This is a genomic window from Bacillus sp. Root131, assembly GCF_001429475.1.
GTDB classification, from domain to species: domain Bacteria; phylum Bacillota; class Bacilli; order Bacillales; family Bacillaceae_G; genus Bacillus_A; species Bacillus_A thuringiensis_S.
In genome coordinates, this window is record NZ_LMJQ01000023.1 from 12,470 (window position 1) to 29,287 (window position 16,818).

The following is a 16,818-nucleotide window of genomic DNA, read 5'->3' on the forward strand; positions in this document are numbered from 1 at the left end:
TATAAATCAATTGAATCTAGGGGTAGAACCTCAAATAAGAAAGGGATGGTTTAGATGTTTATAGTAAACGCAGTTTTCAAGTATTTTGATTATGTAGTGAGAGCAAAGTCGTCAGTAACAAAGGAACAGATTGATGGGGAAACGTTAATCTTTCAATTTTGGTTGTGGGCAAACTTCATTATATCAATGATACTTACAATGGGTGCTTCTTACTTTACAGTAGCGGTCATTCAGACGAAATTGGGTTACTTCACTGAATATGGTTTATGGGTGTTATCACCTATTGTAGCTTATGGACTGTTATCTGTAATCGTGTTCTCTACATTCAATCTATTCCGTAGAAAGGTAGAAGTAAAACGCATTAGAGAAATGTTAGAACTAGAAAGATTAGAGAAAATGGGTAAAGTTACATCAGCAAACTAAGGTAAACAAGCTAGAAGAAGTTAATAAGAAACTTGTAGATAAAGAGGGTGACTGCAAATATCGGTTGCTCTCTTTTTACGTTTAAAAGGATAGTATAAGGTAAGAAAAAGTAAACACTAGAGTTATAGAATAATATAAAAGTATATGTAAGATAAACAAAGAGTAATTTCTCCACTAAAACCACCTAAGACTCCATATATTTCAATCCAACCCTTCTTTTCTATGTGTGTCTATAAAAGAAAAGGTTGTTACCCTAATAAAAGATAGGTAAAACCAGTAGAACGGGATTTAATCACTAAAAGTATCCTTTAACTACAATTTGTAACCAATATAGTCTAATGGAACAGATAGGTAGAAAGGTAAGGTAAGTAAAAGTAAACGATAGAAATCCAGTTTCAATCTAAATAGGGGTAGGAACGAACAAGATAGAGAAAAAGAGTGTATAGAATAGCAAGTAAACAGGCTAAATTCAGTGAGTTTTCATTCTTAAAACTTATCTAGAAAGGGGTAGTGTAGTTAGGACTGATAGTATATAGAACAAGAATAATAGAATAGGAGACAAAGCAACATCTTTAGTAGTCAGGACGTATATTTTATAGAACAAATCTGATAGTTTAATAGTCAAAGATGATAGTTGAAGAGACAAATCTGAAAGTTATAGAGTTAAAGATGAACGTTAGTATAACAAAGCTGAATTTTATAGTAACGAATCTGAAAGAATAGGTGACCAATCTTAAAGTTAGAGTGACGGGTCTGAAAGTTATAGTAACGAGTCTGAATGAATAAATAACTTATCTGAAAGAATAGGCAACAAGTCTGAAAGTTAGGTAGATGAAGCTGAATGTTAGTGTAACTACTCTTAAAGTTAGATAGAGTAAGCTGAATGTATAAATAACTAGAATGAAAGTTAGATAGTTAAAGATGATAGTTAAGAAAACAAATCTTAACTTATAGAGAACAAAGTTACTTTTAAAGCTTTGAATACAATGAAACGAATAGAAATTGAAACAGGATAAGGATAAAAGAGAATAAGAAGGAATGTTTTGATAAAAAGTAAAGTAAGACTTCATAAATCCTTTACTTAAAACAGAATTAAGCCTTCTTCCTAAACCAATATAGGGTGAAAAGGTAGGTAGTTGACAAAATAGAAAACTTATGGTATAATAGTATTATAAGTTTTTCAGTAATATTCTTGTTAGTTAGAGTAGAACAAGAGTATAAAATTAAAACATGCTTGATAAAGTAGAGTCTAAAAAGGATTACTCGATGAAATTTAAAGGTAACTGGAAAGTACATGAATTACATCAATAGTCAATAGACTATCCTTTAACAAACAGCTTAATTTACCTACTGAACGTCATAATAAGGTGATAAGAACAAGAAAAAGAGTTTTAAGTAACTTAATCATTTTTAAGAGACTTTATAAGAAATTTAGAGAATAGGTTAAAATGGATATTTTTTCTATCTTGCAAAAGGTGGACAATTGTCTCCTTAAAAGTGTCCACAAAAAGTGTACATTTTTTGAAGACACTATATAATTCCTCCACATTTCTTGCTATAATAAGGGTATGGGGAATTACTGGAATAGGGTGTCCATAGGAAAAGCAAGGAATCCAGTGGACATATGTCCTCTTTCATAATCACAATAAAAACATAAGAGACAGAGACGTAAGAAGGAGGTATAGACGGTTGGTTAGACTATTACAAGAAGTTTCACGAGGTTTGGTATTAGCAAACTACGATGAAAGTGAATTTAAGCAACAAAAACTAGACTATCTAAATGAGGTACAGAAATTTATCATGGAAGGTTCTTATACGGATGTCAAACATAAAGGTTATTTATTAAATAACTGGGACAAACCTACAAAAGAACAATATGAGGAATTAGGTATTTCAAGGTCATTTTATTATAAGCAACGTAAAGCACTTGATGAAGACCTAGAGAAGATGTTAGGTACAGAAGTTGTCGAGTTGATTTTAAAAGAAGAGTTTAAAGAAGTTGATTTAATACTAGATACATTGTTAGCAGACTACAGTTCAGAAAGAGTCGTTATCAAGTCAGTCGTGAATCGAATCGAAAAGGGAGAACACAACGATAAATCACGTTACACTTTAGAAGAGTGTCTAAACGAAATTGCATTATTGAAGAAGTATTCTAATTTAGACTTAGAAGTATTACTAATGAATTGTGATATGAATAAGCTAAACTACTTATTACGTTTACTTGATGCAAAAGAGTCAGACGTCAAATCAAGAATTAGACTGATTGAAACGATTAAACAAGCTAAGGAGGGGACATTCCAGTGAGGTTAGAAGATGTTTTAGGGGTAGATAAACTAGAGAATTCAGTTGAGTTTTTCTATGTTTGTTTAGTTGGGAAGTATTTGAAACACAAAGGTCATAATTTATCATTAGAAAATGTAGACGTATCAGCATTCAAAGACACGATTCAACATTCAAGATATTATACTTACTTCTTATATGCGGTAGAAAATGGATATGTAAACGATGTAGCAATTGATTTACCTCCATTTGAAGAAGATGAACATGAATTATATGGAGACTTATATTTGAACTCACTTGCAGAGGTTCAGCCTTACTTCTATAAGATTGAAGGAGAGCAAAACGAAAAGTTGTATATCAACTTGAGTGATACAAATGTAAACAACCAATTATTCTTATCTTCACAACATGAGAGTGTAGTTATTGAAATGACAGCTTTTCTTCATGTAGAGGGGTATCTAAATGGAAAACGCTATGAGTTGTATCCATCTATTTACAATGTAACAAGAGATAAACCACAAGGGATTGTAGCTTTGTATTACTTAATGATGTCACCGCTAACAAGACAGATTATTAAGTTTCCTTTAGAAACAAGATACTTAAACAGCGTAAGTTACAATTGTTGGTATTTCTTAGGAAAAGAACAAGGTTTGTTAAGCACAGAGGGGTATACAATTCCACAGAAACAGGCTTGCTTACAAAATGATAAATACAAGGTAGGAAACGTAGTTTACTTCTATGAACGAAACACTACCGATAAGTCAAGTAAAGAGCGAAAAGTAATGCATTGTTGCATAGCAATTGTACGAGGTATCACACCAACTTCTATTCGATTAGAGAAAGTAGTTGTGAATCAAACTAGAGTCCAAAAGGATAGAGAGTTTGAGAAACAGCCTAAAGACATGCAAGAGTTATGGCAACATACAGATTTAGAGGTAAGAAGACCAAGTGAAGAGTTCAATTTAACATCAATAGGGGTAGAATATGTGATGTCAAACGACCCTCTTTACTACGAAAAGTATTTCATAACGCCAGTATACGATTCAAACGAGATTGAATTATATGTAGAACAGAGTGGTATTGAGTTTACATATTTAATGAGTCAGATAGACGCAGTTTACTGGGTGTTAAAAGATTGGGATATACCTTTTGATGAAGAGTTGTATGTGAATACATACTACAAACAAGGTAATATTCCATTATACGAAAAAGATTTACTTGATGGATTTAGCGTAGATTTCTAGGGTAGAAGAATCAAATCGCTAAACATATACTGTTTGGGGTTGAACGGTATAGGGTTGCGTTACAGGTTAAAGATAAACAAGTAAAGGAAAAGGGGCTTGTTAATTTTTACTGTAACTTAAAAAGAATTTTAGTATCTTTTAGCTACAGAAGAGGTATAGAAAGAAATAGCTAGGATAATTTAGAAACTATTGAAAAAGAAACAACATATTCGGACAAAACCACAATTAAATTAAAATCTGTTTCAGTTACAAAATAAAACGAAATTTACAAGTAGAGAGGAGGAAACTTTACATACTTGTAACTTGTATCGTTTAAGAAGGAGCAGGTATGTAGAGTGCTGATTATGGTTGTAACAGCAGACGCATATGGTTTTAAAATTGAGATTGTGAGTGAGTATGGTTCTAAGGTTATCTTAACTTTTGAGGAAGTTTGGTCTTCAAGAACAGGCAGACTTGAAAGGTATGAGTGTTACGTGGATTACGAACATATGGTGGCAGAGTTAAACGATAAAGGGTTAATCGTGACTCGTCCAAAAGTAACAGATAGTTACGTAATTACGAATTGGTTTAATAAAAAGCTAGAGTTAAGAAAAAGAAACAAGTTAAAAAGCAAACTAGGAAATAAAACTTATGAGAAAATTCTTGACTATTCCTATAAGCAAACAAGAAGGAGTGAAACACCTTGTCAAACAGTATTTTCGATGAATTAAACGCAATGGGCGACAATGGAGAAGTAGGAAACACGTATGAATCTATCTTAAATTGGTTAGGGAAGAAGGGGTATAACCTAGACGAACTAGGGCTTATTATCACGGAACAAAAAGACCAATTAATCATTGCAGGTGCAGGTTCAGGTAAAACAACAAGTATCATTTTTAAACTGAATGCTGATATTAAAACAGGTAATGCAGTACATGAAGTACGTCATAAAGATATGACAACCCAAGTTGCAGATAAAATTTGGGTATCTACATTCTTAAAAAGTGGTGCAGAAGACTTACAACGTACTTTTATGAAACAAAAGAATGAAATGGGAATATCAGTAGGGGTAGAGACAGTTAAGTTCTCTACTCTACATGCTGAGTTCTTGCACTGTTTAAAAGAGTTAAAAGTACCTGTACACATCATGGACATGAAATCTACAATGGGTATGATTCGTGATGTAGCGAAAAACTTCGGTTTAGGAAGTAGACCAGGGTATCCTACAAATGAAGAAGTATCCAGTATTGTATCATACATTTCAGCGGCACGTAACCGTTTAAATCCAGATGAGTTCTACCATCCTGATATGGAAGACGTAGGATTAACAAGAGAAAACATCAAATATGTTATTGCAAACTACGCTCAAATGCGTAAAGATTACAAGTGTATGGATTTTGAGGATTTACAGGAATTATTGTATAAATTCGCATGTAATCCTGAGACTCGTAATCCGCATGTAACGAACTTCATTTCAAATCGTTATGACCGTATTATCATAGATGAGTTCCAAGACGTATCTGAAATTCAATATGAAATCTTTAAAGTGTATGCAAAAGGATGTAAACAGGTAACAGTAATCGGTGACGATGACCAGTCCATTTACAGTTGGAGGGGTAGTAACATTGATATCATTACAAAACGATTCCCTGCCGATTTTAAACCTGTTATTAATAAGTTAAGTCGTAATTACCGTTGTCCATCAAACGTATTAAATCCGATTATCAACAGTATTACGATGAACGAAAACCGTTATGAAAAACCTCTAAAAGCAAGTCGAGAAGGAGGAACATTAAACTGTTACTCATATGGTAGTACAATTGAAATGGCTCGTTCAATTCAAGAGCAAATCATGGAAGACGTAAATAACGGTATGACAGTTGCAATCTTAGGACGTACAAATCCAAGTCTATTACCTTTATCCGTATTCTTAGACTTCCAAGATAAGTTCAACTATGCAATTAGAGGTACGCTCTATGATTTAAAACGTCCAAAATTTCGTAAATATTGGCAGTTAGCATATTTATTCATGAACAATTATGAGAAGATGCATGAGAACTTGAAAGTAATTGCAAAAGACTTATCAAACTATCAATTAAAGAACTTTGTAAATGCATTGAAAATCCAAGGGCAAACTATCTTTAACTTCCCTATGAACTCATTACGTAATATTTCAGAGGATTTAGCTTCATTTGTAATTCACATTAACAGTACGGCTGATGATGAAGTAGAGAAACTGAAAGCTACATTTGAATTTGTAAAATACAGAGCATTAGACGCAAATGATGAGTATACAGAAGAAACAGTATCTATCATTGAACTGTTAGAAATGATTATCGAATGCGGTGATGTGAAAACAATGGATGATTTTATTTATGAAATCAACTACCGTAATACAAGACTTCATTCAAGAGCAGACAGTAGAGATACTACAATCCAATTAACAACTGTCCATGACTTCAAAGGTAAGGAAGCAGACAGCGTATACATTTGGAAAGACACAAATAAATTATTCCCGTCTTCTCGTTCAGCAGATACAGAGTTTGAAGAGGAAAGACGTATCCATTACATCGCAGGAACTCGTGCGAAAGAGAAGTCAACGATTCTTACTATCAGGGGTAGTGAGTCTCCATTCATTGCAGAAATGGGTATCGTGCCAGTCGCATACTTTGGAGAAGGTGCAAGCGGTTCTATCCGTCAAAACGCAAATCAAATTATGGACGATGAAATTGCAGAATTCATTTACGGTACAGACCAATCTGTTCAATCAGGTGGGGTAGACTTTGAGAAGATATTAGAGGAAAAGAAGGAATCACAAACAAAGTTGGAAGAAGAACAGTTACAAAAGCAAAGAGAAGAAGAGGAAAATAATAAGAAAACGAATAGTGCGCCAGCATTAGACTTCTCTTCTATGTTTGGCAATAAACCACAATAGGTATGTGTTAAGTATAAGAGAACCGAAAGGGATATAATACAAAACGTATTGTATCTCTTTTTGTTTGGTCATAAATTTTAGAGGAACTAAGCTTAGTTATGATTGAGTATTGTAGTTAAAATTGAACAAGATAAAATTTATAGAAGACTATATAGACCAATATATTTACTATAGATACAGAAAGAATAAGAAGTGATGTTCTATAAGAAAAAGGGAGGTTATAACTTGGAAAAGTGGAAACAGTTAGCAAAGAAGAAAGAAACGAGAAGGTTATGTTTACCGATTATGTTCGCAACGGTCTTTATGTTAACGGTGAAAGGATTTGCCTATCGAAACATCTATTTAAACAGTTTACCGAAAGATATATTTAACATTCCTTTACCTGAGACGGGTTTATTCTTCTTTATTAGTTATGGAGAGATACTTGCACTTGCAACGGGTGTTTCTATTGCTTTATGTGTTTTGAATATTGGAGGTAAACGATTTGGAAGACCTGATTTAGAAATAAAGAACGATAAATTAGTATTTAAAGTGACAGGTATAGTTGTTTTATTATCTCCTATCATAACTTGTATCAATATAGCGGTAGACTATAAACTAGATGTAATTTCGTATGTGTTATTAGTTGTTACAACGATAGTATATGCGGTACTTAGTAAGGTAAGTAGGGTGAAACAGTAACTTTTATAAAGAGTTTGCAACAATATTTCAAGACAAGAAAGAAATTATCAGACTAAATTGACAATATAGTAATTTTATGATATAATATAGTTATCATACAACAGGTGGAAAGAAAACCCCAAAGGAGGAAAACAAGATGACACAAGCATCATCAAAACAAATGGAACAGAAAATGCAACAAGCGTTAGCTTTCAATTATAAATACTTACAAGAACACGGAGACTTCCCTTCTACAAGTGAAGACCCGTACTACCGTAGTGCAAGACGATTTTTCGGTGGTGCTGAGGAATACCGTAGACAAGTATTGTTAGCTAACGGAGTACCTGAGGAAAAGGTAGACGAAGAGTTATTCAACATCAAACACAAAATGATTAGTAAAGAAGAATTATTCAAACAGTCTTTAGAGAACTTCAAGAAAACTGGAGTATTACGTTATGGTTCTGAGTTAGTAAACCACCATTACGGAACAGTATTCTATTTACGAATGGATGTCCTAAAAGAAATGGGGTATTCAGTAGAAGACTCTCTATATGAAATTAAGAACCAACAATTGAAAACAGCAATTCCTTTAAAAGAGGTACTAGAACCATTAATTGAGTATATTCGTAACTATGATGAAATTCCTCGCAGTGACGAAATGCCTGAACGAGCAAACATTGTAAAACGATTCAGTAAGTGGGATATCGCTGTTCGAGTAGCGGTTGCCTATATAGACGACCCTTCTAAAACAGTAGAAGAATGGTACAAAGAGAAACGTGATAGATATTTACCTCGTGTACATTTCTTAGACGAGATTATTGATTTTATCAAAAAGAATGACCGACTTCCAAAGTCTGATGAAGTAGGAAACTACCGACAAGTATTAAAAGACTTTATCTTATGGGACAATGCCTTAGATAATGCGTTAATCATCATGGGGTATGACCGTGAAGAACGTGAAAACTTCTTCAAAAAGAAGTAGGAGGTAACTCATGAGTAGACCTACACTAACTTTCTTTGAAATTGATAAATTAGATATAGATGAATTATCTAAGGATGAACTAAGATTAGCGTTCTTTCATAATATAGATTTAATATACTATTTAAATAAAGGTAAAACAGCAGAGCAACTAAGAGAATACCGTATAGCAATCCAATCAGGGGTAGATGAGGATTTTATAAACCTACATGTAGGTTGGGAAGTTATTAGATATATCCGCATGTTGCACAATCAAGGGTATAAACTAGATTTCTTACGTAAATACATGAAGTCTCCAAAAGGTAAACCGGCATTGGAAGAAGATACACTAGTAAAAGTATTAAAATGTCACTTAACACATAACACTTCTAGTATTGACTTCTTAAACGTAAAAAGAGACTTAGTAGACGGTTTTATCTACGGATTGTCTAAGGGGTATGACTTAACACCTCTTGTGAGAGTTGGTATGAAGTTAGACGAAGACATACTATATCTTTTAATAAACTTAATAGGTTCACATATAGATGTACGACCATTTATTAATAAAACATGGACGGCAGAACAGATTGAAGCTATCTTACGTGCGAAACCAGTTATAAACCCACCATCATTAATTCAAAACTATATTAACAATAAGTTTACAGGTGGTCAGATTGAAGAGGTTGTAAAAGGAATTCGATTCGGAGACGGTAAACTGGTATCAAAGAAAGACGAAGATGGAAACCCTATTTACAACGAATATCAAATGTACGAAATAGTAGAGGGTATACGCTTTGGATTGAGAACAGAAGAGTATTCGAACCCAAACATGAGTGACTTTGAAATGAGACAAATCAGAGAACAGTTAATGAGTCAAAAAGACTTACATGGTCACAACAATAGAGGTCGTTTACGTGCTAACAAACCTAAGAAAATATTCGTAAAGTAGTCTAAAGGGGTAGATGCGAATGCGTAACATACAAGAACTATGGGAAAACTTACAAAGACAGCAACAAGTATCTAATTTACTATTTCAACATATCCAATCTTTCTTGCAACAAGGGTATCCATTACATGAGATTGAGAAAAGATTGAATCAAGAATATCCAAACGATGGGGAAATAGTAAAGGACTTAATCACTAAGTTCCAAAAAGGATTAGATTGTCATTTAAACGGTCATAAATTCGAAAAGATGAAAAATGGAAATCAAAAATGTAATCATTGCGGTTTAATACATCCATAAAACATAGAGGGGAGAGCATAAGATTGACAAAACTCAAAGATGTTACAGGGGAATTAGCAGAAACAATTAAGATGGCTATAGAACACGGAGTAGATGTAAAAGATAGACTACATGAATTATTGCTTCACGATAAAATATTGAAAACGTAAAGGCACAAATGCTAGAAGAAATGCCTGATTTAGCTTTTATTATTGAAACGGTTGTCGATAAGCATAAAGAGAAAACAAGTAAGTATGCAAACACGAACCTTTCTGTAAATAAGCAAAGATTTTTAAATGAGCAAACAACAGGGAATGAACTTAAAACTAGAGTACAAGTTGACAGGGTAAAAGAATTAACAACTAGCGTACATGTAAGAAAAGAAGTAAAAGACCGTGTTGGGGAACTTTTAGTAGAAGGTAAGACACCATCAGAAGTTCTCATAACTATTGGACAAGAGTTTCCAAACGGAGTTATGATAGAAGACAATAAATAAGAGGTACACAATGAATAGAATGACGGAAGAAACAAGTATACCTATACAAAAACGACTAGATTATTTATTAGGGACTGGACATCCAATCAATAGTATACCTACTCTACTCGAACAGGAGTTTCCAAACCATAAACTACTTGTTAAAGGGGTAGTCGAGTCTTATAAAGAAGAACATAAAGTACCTAAAACTCCTAAATTTGTAGAGATTGCAGATGATAAAGAAGACAGAAGAAAACGAATAGATAAACGTACAACAGAGTTAATCGAAAAAGGCTTACCCTACAAAGAGGTAATTTCTACATTGGTAAACGAATTTTATGATGGAACGGATGCTCTTATCCGTGGTTCACTTTACAGATATGTCGATAAACTAGAGTTTTCAGATGTTAAAAATAAATAATACTAGTAAAAAGTAAGCATAATTTCAAACAGATTCCTATTATTAGAAGCATTGAAGGAATTTTTGAAACTTATGCTTTTTATTTTTGAACATTGTTGACAAATTAAGAGACTCATGGTATAATAAGTATATAAGTTAAAGAGAGAAAGGGAGAATGAAAAATGATTTTATTAAACAGTTTAGGTTTTACAAGAGAGGAACAAGACTGTGCATTTAAGAAACTAGAAGTTAGAGGTTTTCAATCACAAAACGATAATATGACAATGTTTTTAGAAGGAGACACAATTGTAGTTGCTCCAAACGAAGATGAGAATGCAGGTCAACAATGTATGTTCATTGGAAGTAAGTTTGGGGTATTACAAGGAACTGTAGTAAAAGCACAAGTATTATTCTTAGATGGTGCAATGTTCGTGAATGTAACTAGTGGGGTAATTGATACAGAAACACTTATGTTCAGTGAAACTGGTGAAATGGAAAACTGGTTATTAGAATCAAATCTAGACCGAAATGATGAGCTAGTATTAGAAGCATTAGAAGATTTAGATGAAGATAAAAACTATCCTACACAATGGATAACTCGTGACTACTTATTCAGTCTGTTAAATGCTTCTACACAAAACGATTACTTTACATACGAAACAATGTTTGAAGTAGAAATGACTTATAAAAAGAACGGGTTGTTTGCATGTATCCCAACCGCTCGTCATGATTTCTCAAACGGTAAAGTAGATGAAATGAAAGAAGAGTTGAAAAAGCAAGAAGAATTAAAGAAACAACAAGCTGAACAACGTAAACTTGATAGACAGCGTGAGCATGAAGAACGTATTCAAGAACGTGAAGATAGAGAGCAAGAGAAGTTAATGGAGAAAAACCGAGGTATGCAAGAATTGTTTGCAAGTTTAATCAATAAATAAGTTTGAAAGGGGTAGTAATTATGTTAAAAGTAGCAGAACTGAAAGATTGGAAATGTGATTTAGATACAGATGAGCAAGAACAGGAATCATTACAAACCTTAACGGAAATGGAGACGCAGGTTTGGAACTACTTAGTTACAGAGGGTTGGTGTGCAGAAGCTACATTCAGTGACGTAATTGCAACTGATGTTGAACGTGCAACTGGAATTCCGATGAAACAGCTTAGAGGTGTTATTAGTAGCTTAGAACAAAAAGGGTTGATTCAACTTATCTTGATGGACGATATTAATTTAAATTTTATTTATCGTGAGTTAGACTTTAGATACGATTGATTTCTAAAGTCTAACAAAACAAGGTAATATCAGAAACTATTTGGAGAATAGTGAGAGAAATAAATTTTAGTAACTTGGAGGTTACAGGGATGTCTACAGAACAATATCAAGAGTTAGTAGAAGAATTAAACATGTGTGACGAAACTGTAGGGTTAAACCATTTAGGGTTCGATAAAGAGTCAACAGAAGGGGTATTGAAAGAATTCAATTATGAACTCCTTCCAAAAGAGTCAGACGAAGTATTCTTTACAGACGGAGATTACGAATATCAAGTCTTTCAAACGGATAGTGGAAAACTAGATGTTACAAGAATGTTAGTTATGTAGGGGTATTAGACCCCTACGATTTAAATAAATTATAAGGAAAGAAGGAATAGAAAATGACAAACTTACATCAATCAAGTTTAGATTTAGTGAAACAGGTTTTAAACGTATGGATTAAAAAGTACAATGCAGAGTTACAGAAAACAGGTGATTTAAATACAAGTATGGCATTAGAAGGTAACGAAATTAAAGTGTTATATGACAATTTACGTTGGTATTGTGGCAGAGAGTTAGGGGTAGAGTTAGCAGTAAAACATCCTAAACTATCGGCTTTAATTACAAGTCTTGATGATTCTCGAATGATTAATCGAAATCAAGGAGAAACGGTTGTATACGCTACATTAAAAGAAGTGAAGAGAATTGTAGCATACGTATCAAACTTAGGTGTAAAAGGTTTAACATTATCAGAAGGTAAGTTAGACGAGTTAGAAGAAGTATCATTCGCTATTGTATATGTGGAACCGATTAAACAAGTATTATCACAATGGACGAATGCTTTCAATGAAGCTTACCTTAGAAACAAAGAAAGTGTATTAATTCATGTACAAGACTTCAAAGCATTCTATGAAAACTTAAATAAATTCGCATTAGAAACAAAAGGTGATGTATTACATGAGTTAAACACAAACATGTATGCAGTATTAGAAGAGTTAAACCAAGATAGACTCCATGCTGAATCGCAAAAGCAAAATTATTTTATCATAGGTGTAAAGGAATTTGAGAAACTGACACTATTCTATAATAGATACGTAAATCCAACTGTCATTCGAGCAGAGGAAACTGTATCTGAAACAGTAGAAGAATTACAAGCAAAAGTAGAAAAGTTAAAGAAAGACTTAGAAGTAGAGCGTAAAGAACATATGGAAACAAAAGAGTCTATGAAAGCTGAACAAGAGGAACTATATACTACAATCTCTGAACTTACAGATGATTTAGTAGAGGTATCCGAGAAAGCTGATAACTTAGCTAAAGTGTTAGGATACGAAGTATTTAACAATGCTCAATTGCAAGAAAATAGTGGATTAATTGGATTTGATACAGAAACTAACCTATTCCCATTTGGAGATATTCATAGCGTAATTTTTACAGGAAGTACTTCGATTTTACCAAGTTCTATGACCAAACATACACACTGTAAAGAAAACGTAGTTGTATCAGAAAAACCTGGAAGTGGTAAAGCATATAACTTAAAAGAAGAAATGGAGAAACAAGGGTACATTGTAGATACAGGAACAGCCCACCCAGACAAAGTTTCACTAAAACCGTGTATTGAACAGCAAATTGGTAAACAACTCTTAGAAGACTATAACAAAATGGAACCTGAGTTTAAGGAAATGGTGAACATTCAAACATTTATTACCATGATGCGTCAATTAGCTGATGTTAAAATGGTAGGAGACGTAAAAGAACAAGAGAAAACTTCTAGTCCATTACAAGGAATTACACCACAAAATAGTGAAGACGTAATTAAGATATTAAAGAAACAAACAAGTCTTCCCGTATTCCTTGTTACACATAATGAGTCACTAAAGAAATAAGAATCAAATAGGGGTAGGTAAGGTTTTATCTACTCCTTTCTAAACAGGAGGATAAGAAAATGATAACAGACAGACTGAAAAACACGGTAAATAATTGGAATAACGTAAAAGGTTATAAGTTAAGGGAAAACAATCAAGACATCAAAAAGTCATTAAAAGCAAGAGGGTACACATTATTAGACTGTGACTTTCCAAAAATCGTATTTACACCTGTAACAAAGCAAGTATACGACAAAGTAGGTTGTAATGAAGTTTATGGGGTAGTGGAAAGTGACTACGGTTTAGATATTGTTAAACTAGAGAATGTGTCTGTTCCAACTACTTTTGAAGCAATTGAACAGATTGAGCATAAGTACCAAGACGTAGTTTCAAAGAATACAATCTCATTTGAAATTAGTGTAGAAGCTTATAAACAAATGATTCAATATAGTAAAACTGTAACAGAAAATATAAAGCAAGTAAAAGAAGAATTAGAAGAAACACAAAAACAATCATTCGCATTCCAAGAACACGTAGATGTATTAACGGAACTGTTGAAGGATTGCAATGCTGAAAAGAAAGAATTATTGGAAACAATACTAGGTGTTATTAAAGAAGAGAATAAAACACCAGTTGAGAATTACCAAACATTATTAGTACGTATCGAAGAAGTAGCAAAATCATTACAAAATAAAGAGGTAGTTGCAGACTAATAAGTCTGTAGCTACTCCATTTGGAGGATAAACTCATGACAAAAGATTATAAATTTATAGTATACGGATTAATGACAGTACTTATCTTAACATCATTCGCTACATTACAAATCATCTAGGGGTAGGATATGAGACCAATCACATTTTATGCACAAATCATACAAATAGCGATAATTCCAGTCCTCGCCTATAAACTAGTGGTTGAGGGCTTATTTTTGTATAAAATCAGTCCATTAACTGTTATACTATTTCTACTAAACATGATTGTCATGTATTTGCATAATCCAGTTTGGCATGAGTTATTATCTAAATGGAGAAACAGTAACAAAGATAAGGAGGACTAAAACTTGGATGTAGATATTTACATATTTTATACAGTAGTAGGGACTTTATTTCTTTGGTCTATTGTAAAGGTAATACTATCTAACTTATCCTTTGGCGATAAACTAGCATCTATTATAGGTATTATATTTCTTACCGTAGTTGTTCTACCTTTCATATTACTTTACTTAGCTTACTTCATAGATGGAAGTTACTAGAATAGGAGAAACATGTAATGTCAATTTATGTAACGTTATACTTCCTAATTGGTGCAATTGTTTGTTTTGCAACAAGAAAGAAGTTATTTTTACCTTTATCAGAAGAAACAGAGTATCCCATCATTATGTTTGTAGTAATTGTTGTATTTTGGGTTCCGATGATAGTACTTGCACTCTTTTTAATTGGTAGAGACAGAATACAAGTAAAGTCTCAAAAGAAAGAAATAAACGTACATGCACTAGATAGAAACTTAGAAAACGATGCAAGGTTTCATTTTGTACATAGTATACAAGGTCGAATGTATATCCAGCATAGGGGTAGTTGTATTGCTTGTAGAGGTTCAGAAGGTTTATTAAGTAAGACTGAAATATTTGGGAAGAAGAGTAATCCTTACCTGCAAGTAAAACTTCAAGTATGTACAAGTTGTGTAACACAAGGTATAACAGGTATAGACATATTAGAAGAAGAATATAAGGAGGAAGAACATGAAAACAATTAAAGGTAAACTAGGAGAAGTAAGAGGTTGTGAGAAAGCATTCCAGAAAGACATTAGATTTCAACCAGTAGACGGTGGATTTGAGCAGAAGATAGGTGGTTGTATTGAGTGTGGTACAAATCAGGATATTAAACTTCATACATTTAAAGTAGCAGATGAAGATGAGAAAGTACACTTCGAACTGTCAACATTTAAATGCAAACATTGTTTAGAAGAGGATACAAATTAAAGGAGATAAACAGATATGTTACTATTCAAAATCTATTTAGGGGTAGGGGCGGTTGTTTCTTACTTCCTATCAAAACCAAAGGCAAAACAGCTAAGTAAATTTATGTTGATATTCAGTTACCTCTTTACAGTTGTCTTTTGGCTTCCAATATTAATTTTAGGATTAGTTGTTGCTCTAAGAAACTCTAAAAAGTCAGATAAACTAATAGATGAAATTGATATAAATGATTTATGTGATTCCTTAGATAAGAGCCTTTATTTCGAGAAACTACTTGTAGAAGATGGAGAGATATACAGACAAAAGTCTGAAACTTGTATTGTATGTAATAATGATAATACAAATGAACTAATAGAACAGAGTGAAAGTAAGTCTTATTGTTATGAAGACGTAGAAGAAGGTAAGGAAGATGAAGAAACATATTATACTACAATTGAGTATAGTGTATGTACGGTGTGTACATTAAAAGGTCAAACAGGATTAGAGTATATTAAGGACTACGTAGATAGACACAAACCAAAACAACAAGAAGAAATAGAATAGAAGAGGTAATCAAACATAATGATGTATTTGGGACTATATTTAATGGGTGGAGCAATTTATACATTCTTAACACGAAACACATACTATAACAGGATAGTAGAAGAGACAGGGAATCCAGTAGGAACGTTGTTAGTCTTAACTTTCTTTTGGCTACCAATGGAAGTTAAGAGTTGGTATAAGAACATGTAGTAGGGATTAAAGATAAGTATACATGGATTAAGTCGAAGTTCATTTATACAATTGGAGATTTAGCTAAAGATTTAGATAAAGACAGTAGATTCGAAAAAGTAAACGAAGAATACGTTCAGTTAGAAGATTCCTGTTTAAACTGTCAATCTACAAAGAATACAGTACAAGATACAGTAGACGTAATGGATGATGAAGAAGATGGACATGTGTTTTTCCAAGTAACGTATTTTATTTGTAAAGACTGTTCAGATAGAAAAGTAGATGTTCTCGACTCTATAGAGCATAAGAAAAGATGTAATAGAAAATTTGAAACTAAATAATAGGTAAAATAAGAAGGCTATAACTTAGATAAACTACTAGGTTACAGCCTTTCTTTTATTTAATTTTAAAAGAAACTAAATATTTAAAATAGGTATACATTTGA

Annotated in this window: 23 protein-coding genes; all 23 read left to right on the plus strand. The window is 32.8% G+C overall.

Annotated elements, in window-relative coordinates:
- Window positions 1-54 precede the first annotated feature (54 nt).
- The 23 genes from ASE54_RS24525 (at window position 55) to ASE54_RS35925 (ending at window position 16,394) form a co-directional block, all read left to right on the plus strand.
- On the plus strand, window positions 55-423 hold the full coding sequence (locus ASE54_RS24525) for a hypothetical protein (protein WP_000471216.1): 369 nt from the start codon (window positions 55-57) through the stop codon (window positions 421-423).
- Window positions 424-2,112: 1,689 nt separating this feature from the next.
- Window positions 2,113-2,730, plus strand: coding sequence for a hypothetical protein (locus ASE54_RS24530; protein ID WP_000251920.1), 618 nt, complete (start codon window positions 2,113-2,115; stop codon window positions 2,728-2,730).
- On the plus strand, window positions 2,727-3,950 hold the full coding sequence (locus tag ASE54_RS24535; RefSeq protein ID WP_001235238.1) for a hypothetical protein: 1,224 nt from the start codon (window positions 2,727-2,729) through the stop codon (window positions 3,948-3,950). Before ASE54_RS24530 ends, ASE54_RS24535 begins: the two co-directional genes overlap by 4 nt.
- Before the next feature lie 344 nt (window positions 3,951-4,294).
- Complete coding sequence (locus ASE54_RS24540; protein WP_000261764.1) at window positions 4,295-4,660, plus strand: hypothetical protein; 366 nt, start codon at window positions 4,295-4,297, stop codon at window positions 4,658-4,660.
- Window positions 4,633-6,864 carry an ATP-dependent helicase gene (locus tag ASE54_RS24545; protein ID WP_000071511.1) on the plus strand — a complete coding sequence of 744 codons (2,232 nt, stop codon included), beginning with the start codon at window positions 4,633-4,635 and terminating at the stop codon, window positions 6,862-6,864. The genes ASE54_RS24540 and ASE54_RS24545 overlap by 28 nt, the downstream gene beginning before the upstream one ends.
- Before the next feature lie 225 nt (window positions 6,865-7,089).
- Complete coding sequence (locus ASE54_RS24550) at window positions 7,090-7,545, plus strand: hypothetical protein (protein WP_000417042.1); 456 nt, start codon at window positions 7,090-7,092, stop codon at window positions 7,543-7,545.
- Between the two features lie 136 nt (window positions 7,546-7,681).
- Window positions 7,682-8,506 carry a hypothetical protein gene (locus tag ASE54_RS24555; RefSeq protein ID WP_000189604.1) on the plus strand — a complete coding sequence of 275 codons (825 nt, stop codon included), beginning with the start codon at window positions 7,682-7,684 and terminating at the stop codon, window positions 8,504-8,506.
- Between the two features lie 10 nt (window positions 8,507-8,516).
- Window positions 8,517-9,431: a hypothetical protein gene (locus ASE54_RS24560; RefSeq protein WP_000089754.1), complete on the plus strand. Its 915-nt coding sequence runs from the start codon at window positions 8,517-8,519 to the stop codon at window positions 9,429-9,431.
- Between the two features lie 19 nt (window positions 9,432-9,450).
- The gene (locus ASE54_RS24565; RefSeq protein ID WP_001244462.1) at window positions 9,451-9,726 is read left to right on the plus strand and encodes a hypothetical protein; all 276 of its coding nucleotides are present in this window, start codon (window positions 9,451-9,453) and stop codon (window positions 9,724-9,726) included.
- A gap of 23 nt (window positions 9,727-9,749) precedes the next feature.
- Complete coding sequence (locus ASE54_RS37440; RefSeq protein ID WP_000163754.1) at window positions 9,750-9,875, plus strand: hypothetical protein; 126 nt, start codon at window positions 9,750-9,752, stop codon at window positions 9,873-9,875.
- Window positions 9,876-9,883: 8 nt separating this feature from the next.
- The gene (locus tag ASE54_RS24570; RefSeq protein WP_000888904.1) at window positions 9,884-10,201 is read left to right on the plus strand and encodes a hypothetical protein; all 318 of its coding nucleotides are present in this window, start codon (window positions 9,884-9,886) and stop codon (window positions 10,199-10,201) included.
- A 10-nt stretch (window positions 10,202-10,211) separates the two neighbouring features.
- Window positions 10,212-10,601, plus strand: coding sequence for a hypothetical protein (locus ASE54_RS24575; protein WP_001081245.1), 390 nt, complete (start codon window positions 10,212-10,214; stop codon window positions 10,599-10,601).
- 161 nt (window positions 10,602-10,762) lie between these two features.
- Window positions 10,763-11,515, plus strand: a complete 753-nt coding sequence (locus ASE54_RS24580; protein WP_000602012.1) for a hypothetical protein — start codon at window positions 10,763-10,765, stop codon at window positions 11,513-11,515.
- Window positions 11,516-11,535: 20 nt separating this feature from the next.
- Window positions 11,536-11,847 (plus strand): hypothetical protein, encoded by a 312-nt coding sequence (locus ASE54_RS24585; RefSeq protein WP_000921496.1) that lies wholly within the window; start codon window positions 11,536-11,538, stop codon window positions 11,845-11,847.
- An 89-nt stretch (window positions 11,848-11,936) separates the two neighbouring features.
- Complete coding sequence (locus ASE54_RS24590) at window positions 11,937-12,173, plus strand: hypothetical protein (protein WP_000102763.1); 237 nt, start codon at window positions 11,937-11,939, stop codon at window positions 12,171-12,173.
- Between the two features lie 53 nt (window positions 12,174-12,226).
- Entirely contained in the window at window positions 12,227-13,708 is a 1,482-nt protein-coding gene (locus ASE54_RS24595; RefSeq protein ID WP_000182928.1) for a hypothetical protein, read from the plus strand.
- Window positions 13,709-13,767: 59 nt separating this feature from the next.
- Entirely contained in the window at window positions 13,768-14,400 is a 633-nt protein-coding gene (locus ASE54_RS24600) for a hypothetical protein (protein WP_000627136.1), read from the plus strand.
- Between the two features lie 128 nt (window positions 14,401-14,528).
- Window positions 14,529-14,744, plus strand: a complete 216-nt coding sequence (locus tag ASE54_RS24605; RefSeq protein ID WP_001247499.1) for a hypothetical protein — start codon at window positions 14,529-14,531, stop codon at window positions 14,742-14,744.
- 3 nt (window positions 14,745-14,747) lie between these two features.
- Window positions 14,748-14,939, plus strand: coding sequence for a hypothetical protein (locus ASE54_RS24610; RefSeq protein ID WP_000382158.1), 192 nt, complete (start codon window positions 14,748-14,750; stop codon window positions 14,937-14,939).
- A 17-nt stretch (window positions 14,940-14,956) separates the two neighbouring features.
- Window positions 14,957-15,439: a hypothetical protein gene (locus ASE54_RS24615; protein WP_000029933.1), complete on the plus strand. Its 483-nt coding sequence runs from the start codon at window positions 14,957-14,959 to the stop codon at window positions 15,437-15,439.
- Complete coding sequence (locus tag ASE54_RS24620; RefSeq protein ID WP_000848930.1) at window positions 15,426-15,665, plus strand: hypothetical protein; 240 nt, start codon at window positions 15,426-15,428, stop codon at window positions 15,663-15,665. Before ASE54_RS24615 ends, ASE54_RS24620 begins: the two co-directional genes overlap by 14 nt.
- A gap of 15 nt (window positions 15,666-15,680) precedes the next feature.
- Complete coding sequence (locus ASE54_RS24625; protein WP_000923917.1) at window positions 15,681-16,205, plus strand: hypothetical protein; 525 nt, start codon at window positions 15,681-15,683, stop codon at window positions 16,203-16,205.
- 18 nt (window positions 16,206-16,223) lie between these two features.
- Window positions 16,224-16,394, plus strand: coding sequence for a hypothetical protein (locus tag ASE54_RS35925; protein ID WP_000990212.1), 171 nt, complete (start codon window positions 16,224-16,226; stop codon window positions 16,392-16,394).
- Window positions 16,395-16,818: the final 424 nt, after the last annotated feature.

What these genes read in the sequence shown, in the direction of transcription:
- ASE54_RS24555 (WP_000189604.1), top strand. Translation starts at nt 7,682, where the DNA reads ATGACACAAGCATCATCAAAACAAATGGAACAGAAAATGCAACAAGCG.
- ASE54_RS24525 (WP_000471216.1), top strand. Translation starts at nt 55, where the DNA reads ATGTTTATAGTAAACGCAGTTTTCAAGTATTTTGATTATGTAGTGAGA.
- ASE54_RS24570 (WP_000888904.1), top strand. Translation starts at nt 9,884, where the DNA reads ATGCTAGAAGAAATGCCTGATTTAGCTTTTATTATTGAAACGGTTGTC.
- ASE54_RS24575 (WP_001081245.1), top strand. Translation starts at nt 10,212, where the DNA reads ATGAATAGAATGACGGAAGAAACAAGTATACCTATACAAAAACGACTA.
- ASE54_RS24620 (WP_000848930.1), top strand. Translation starts at nt 15,426, where the DNA reads ATGAAAACAATTAAAGGTAAACTAGGAGAAGTAAGAGGTTGTGAGAAA.
- ASE54_RS24600 (WP_000627136.1), top strand. Translation starts at nt 13,768, where the DNA reads ATGATAACAGACAGACTGAAAAACACGGTAAATAATTGGAATAACGTA.
- ASE54_RS24540 (WP_000261764.1), top strand. Translation starts at nt 4,295, where the DNA reads ATGGTTGTAACAGCAGACGCATATGGTTTTAAAATTGAGATTGTGAGT.
- ASE54_RS24590 (WP_000102763.1), top strand. Translation starts at nt 11,937, where the DNA reads ATGTCTACAGAACAATATCAAGAGTTAGTAGAAGAATTAAACATGTGT.
- ASE54_RS24560 (WP_000089754.1), top strand. Translation starts at nt 8,517, where the DNA reads ATGAGTAGACCTACACTAACTTTCTTTGAAATTGATAAATTAGATATA.
- ASE54_RS24565 (WP_001244462.1), top strand. Translation starts at nt 9,451, where the DNA reads ATGCGTAACATACAAGAACTATGGGAAAACTTACAAAGACAGCAACAA.
- ASE54_RS35925 (WP_000990212.1), top strand. Translation starts at nt 16,224, where the DNA reads ATGATGTATTTGGGACTATATTTAATGGGTGGAGCAATTTATACATTC.
- ASE54_RS24585 (WP_000921496.1), top strand. Translation starts at nt 11,536, where the DNA reads ATGTTAAAAGTAGCAGAACTGAAAGATTGGAAATGTGATTTAGATACA.
- ASE54_RS24615 (WP_000029933.1), top strand. Translation starts at nt 14,957, where the DNA reads ATGTCAATTTATGTAACGTTATACTTCCTAATTGGTGCAATTGTTTGT.
- ASE54_RS24580 (WP_000602012.1), top strand. Translation starts at nt 10,763, where the DNA reads ATGATTTTATTAAACAGTTTAGGTTTTACAAGAGAGGAACAAGACTGT.
- ASE54_RS24605 (WP_001247499.1), top strand. Translation starts at nt 14,529, where the DNA reads ATGAGACCAATCACATTTTATGCACAAATCATACAAATAGCGATAATT.
- ASE54_RS24625 (WP_000923917.1), top strand. Translation starts at nt 15,681, where the DNA reads ATGTTACTATTCAAAATCTATTTAGGGGTAGGGGCGGTTGTTTCTTAC.
- ASE54_RS24595 (WP_000182928.1), top strand. Translation starts at nt 12,227, where the DNA reads ATGACAAACTTACATCAATCAAGTTTAGATTTAGTGAAACAGGTTTTA.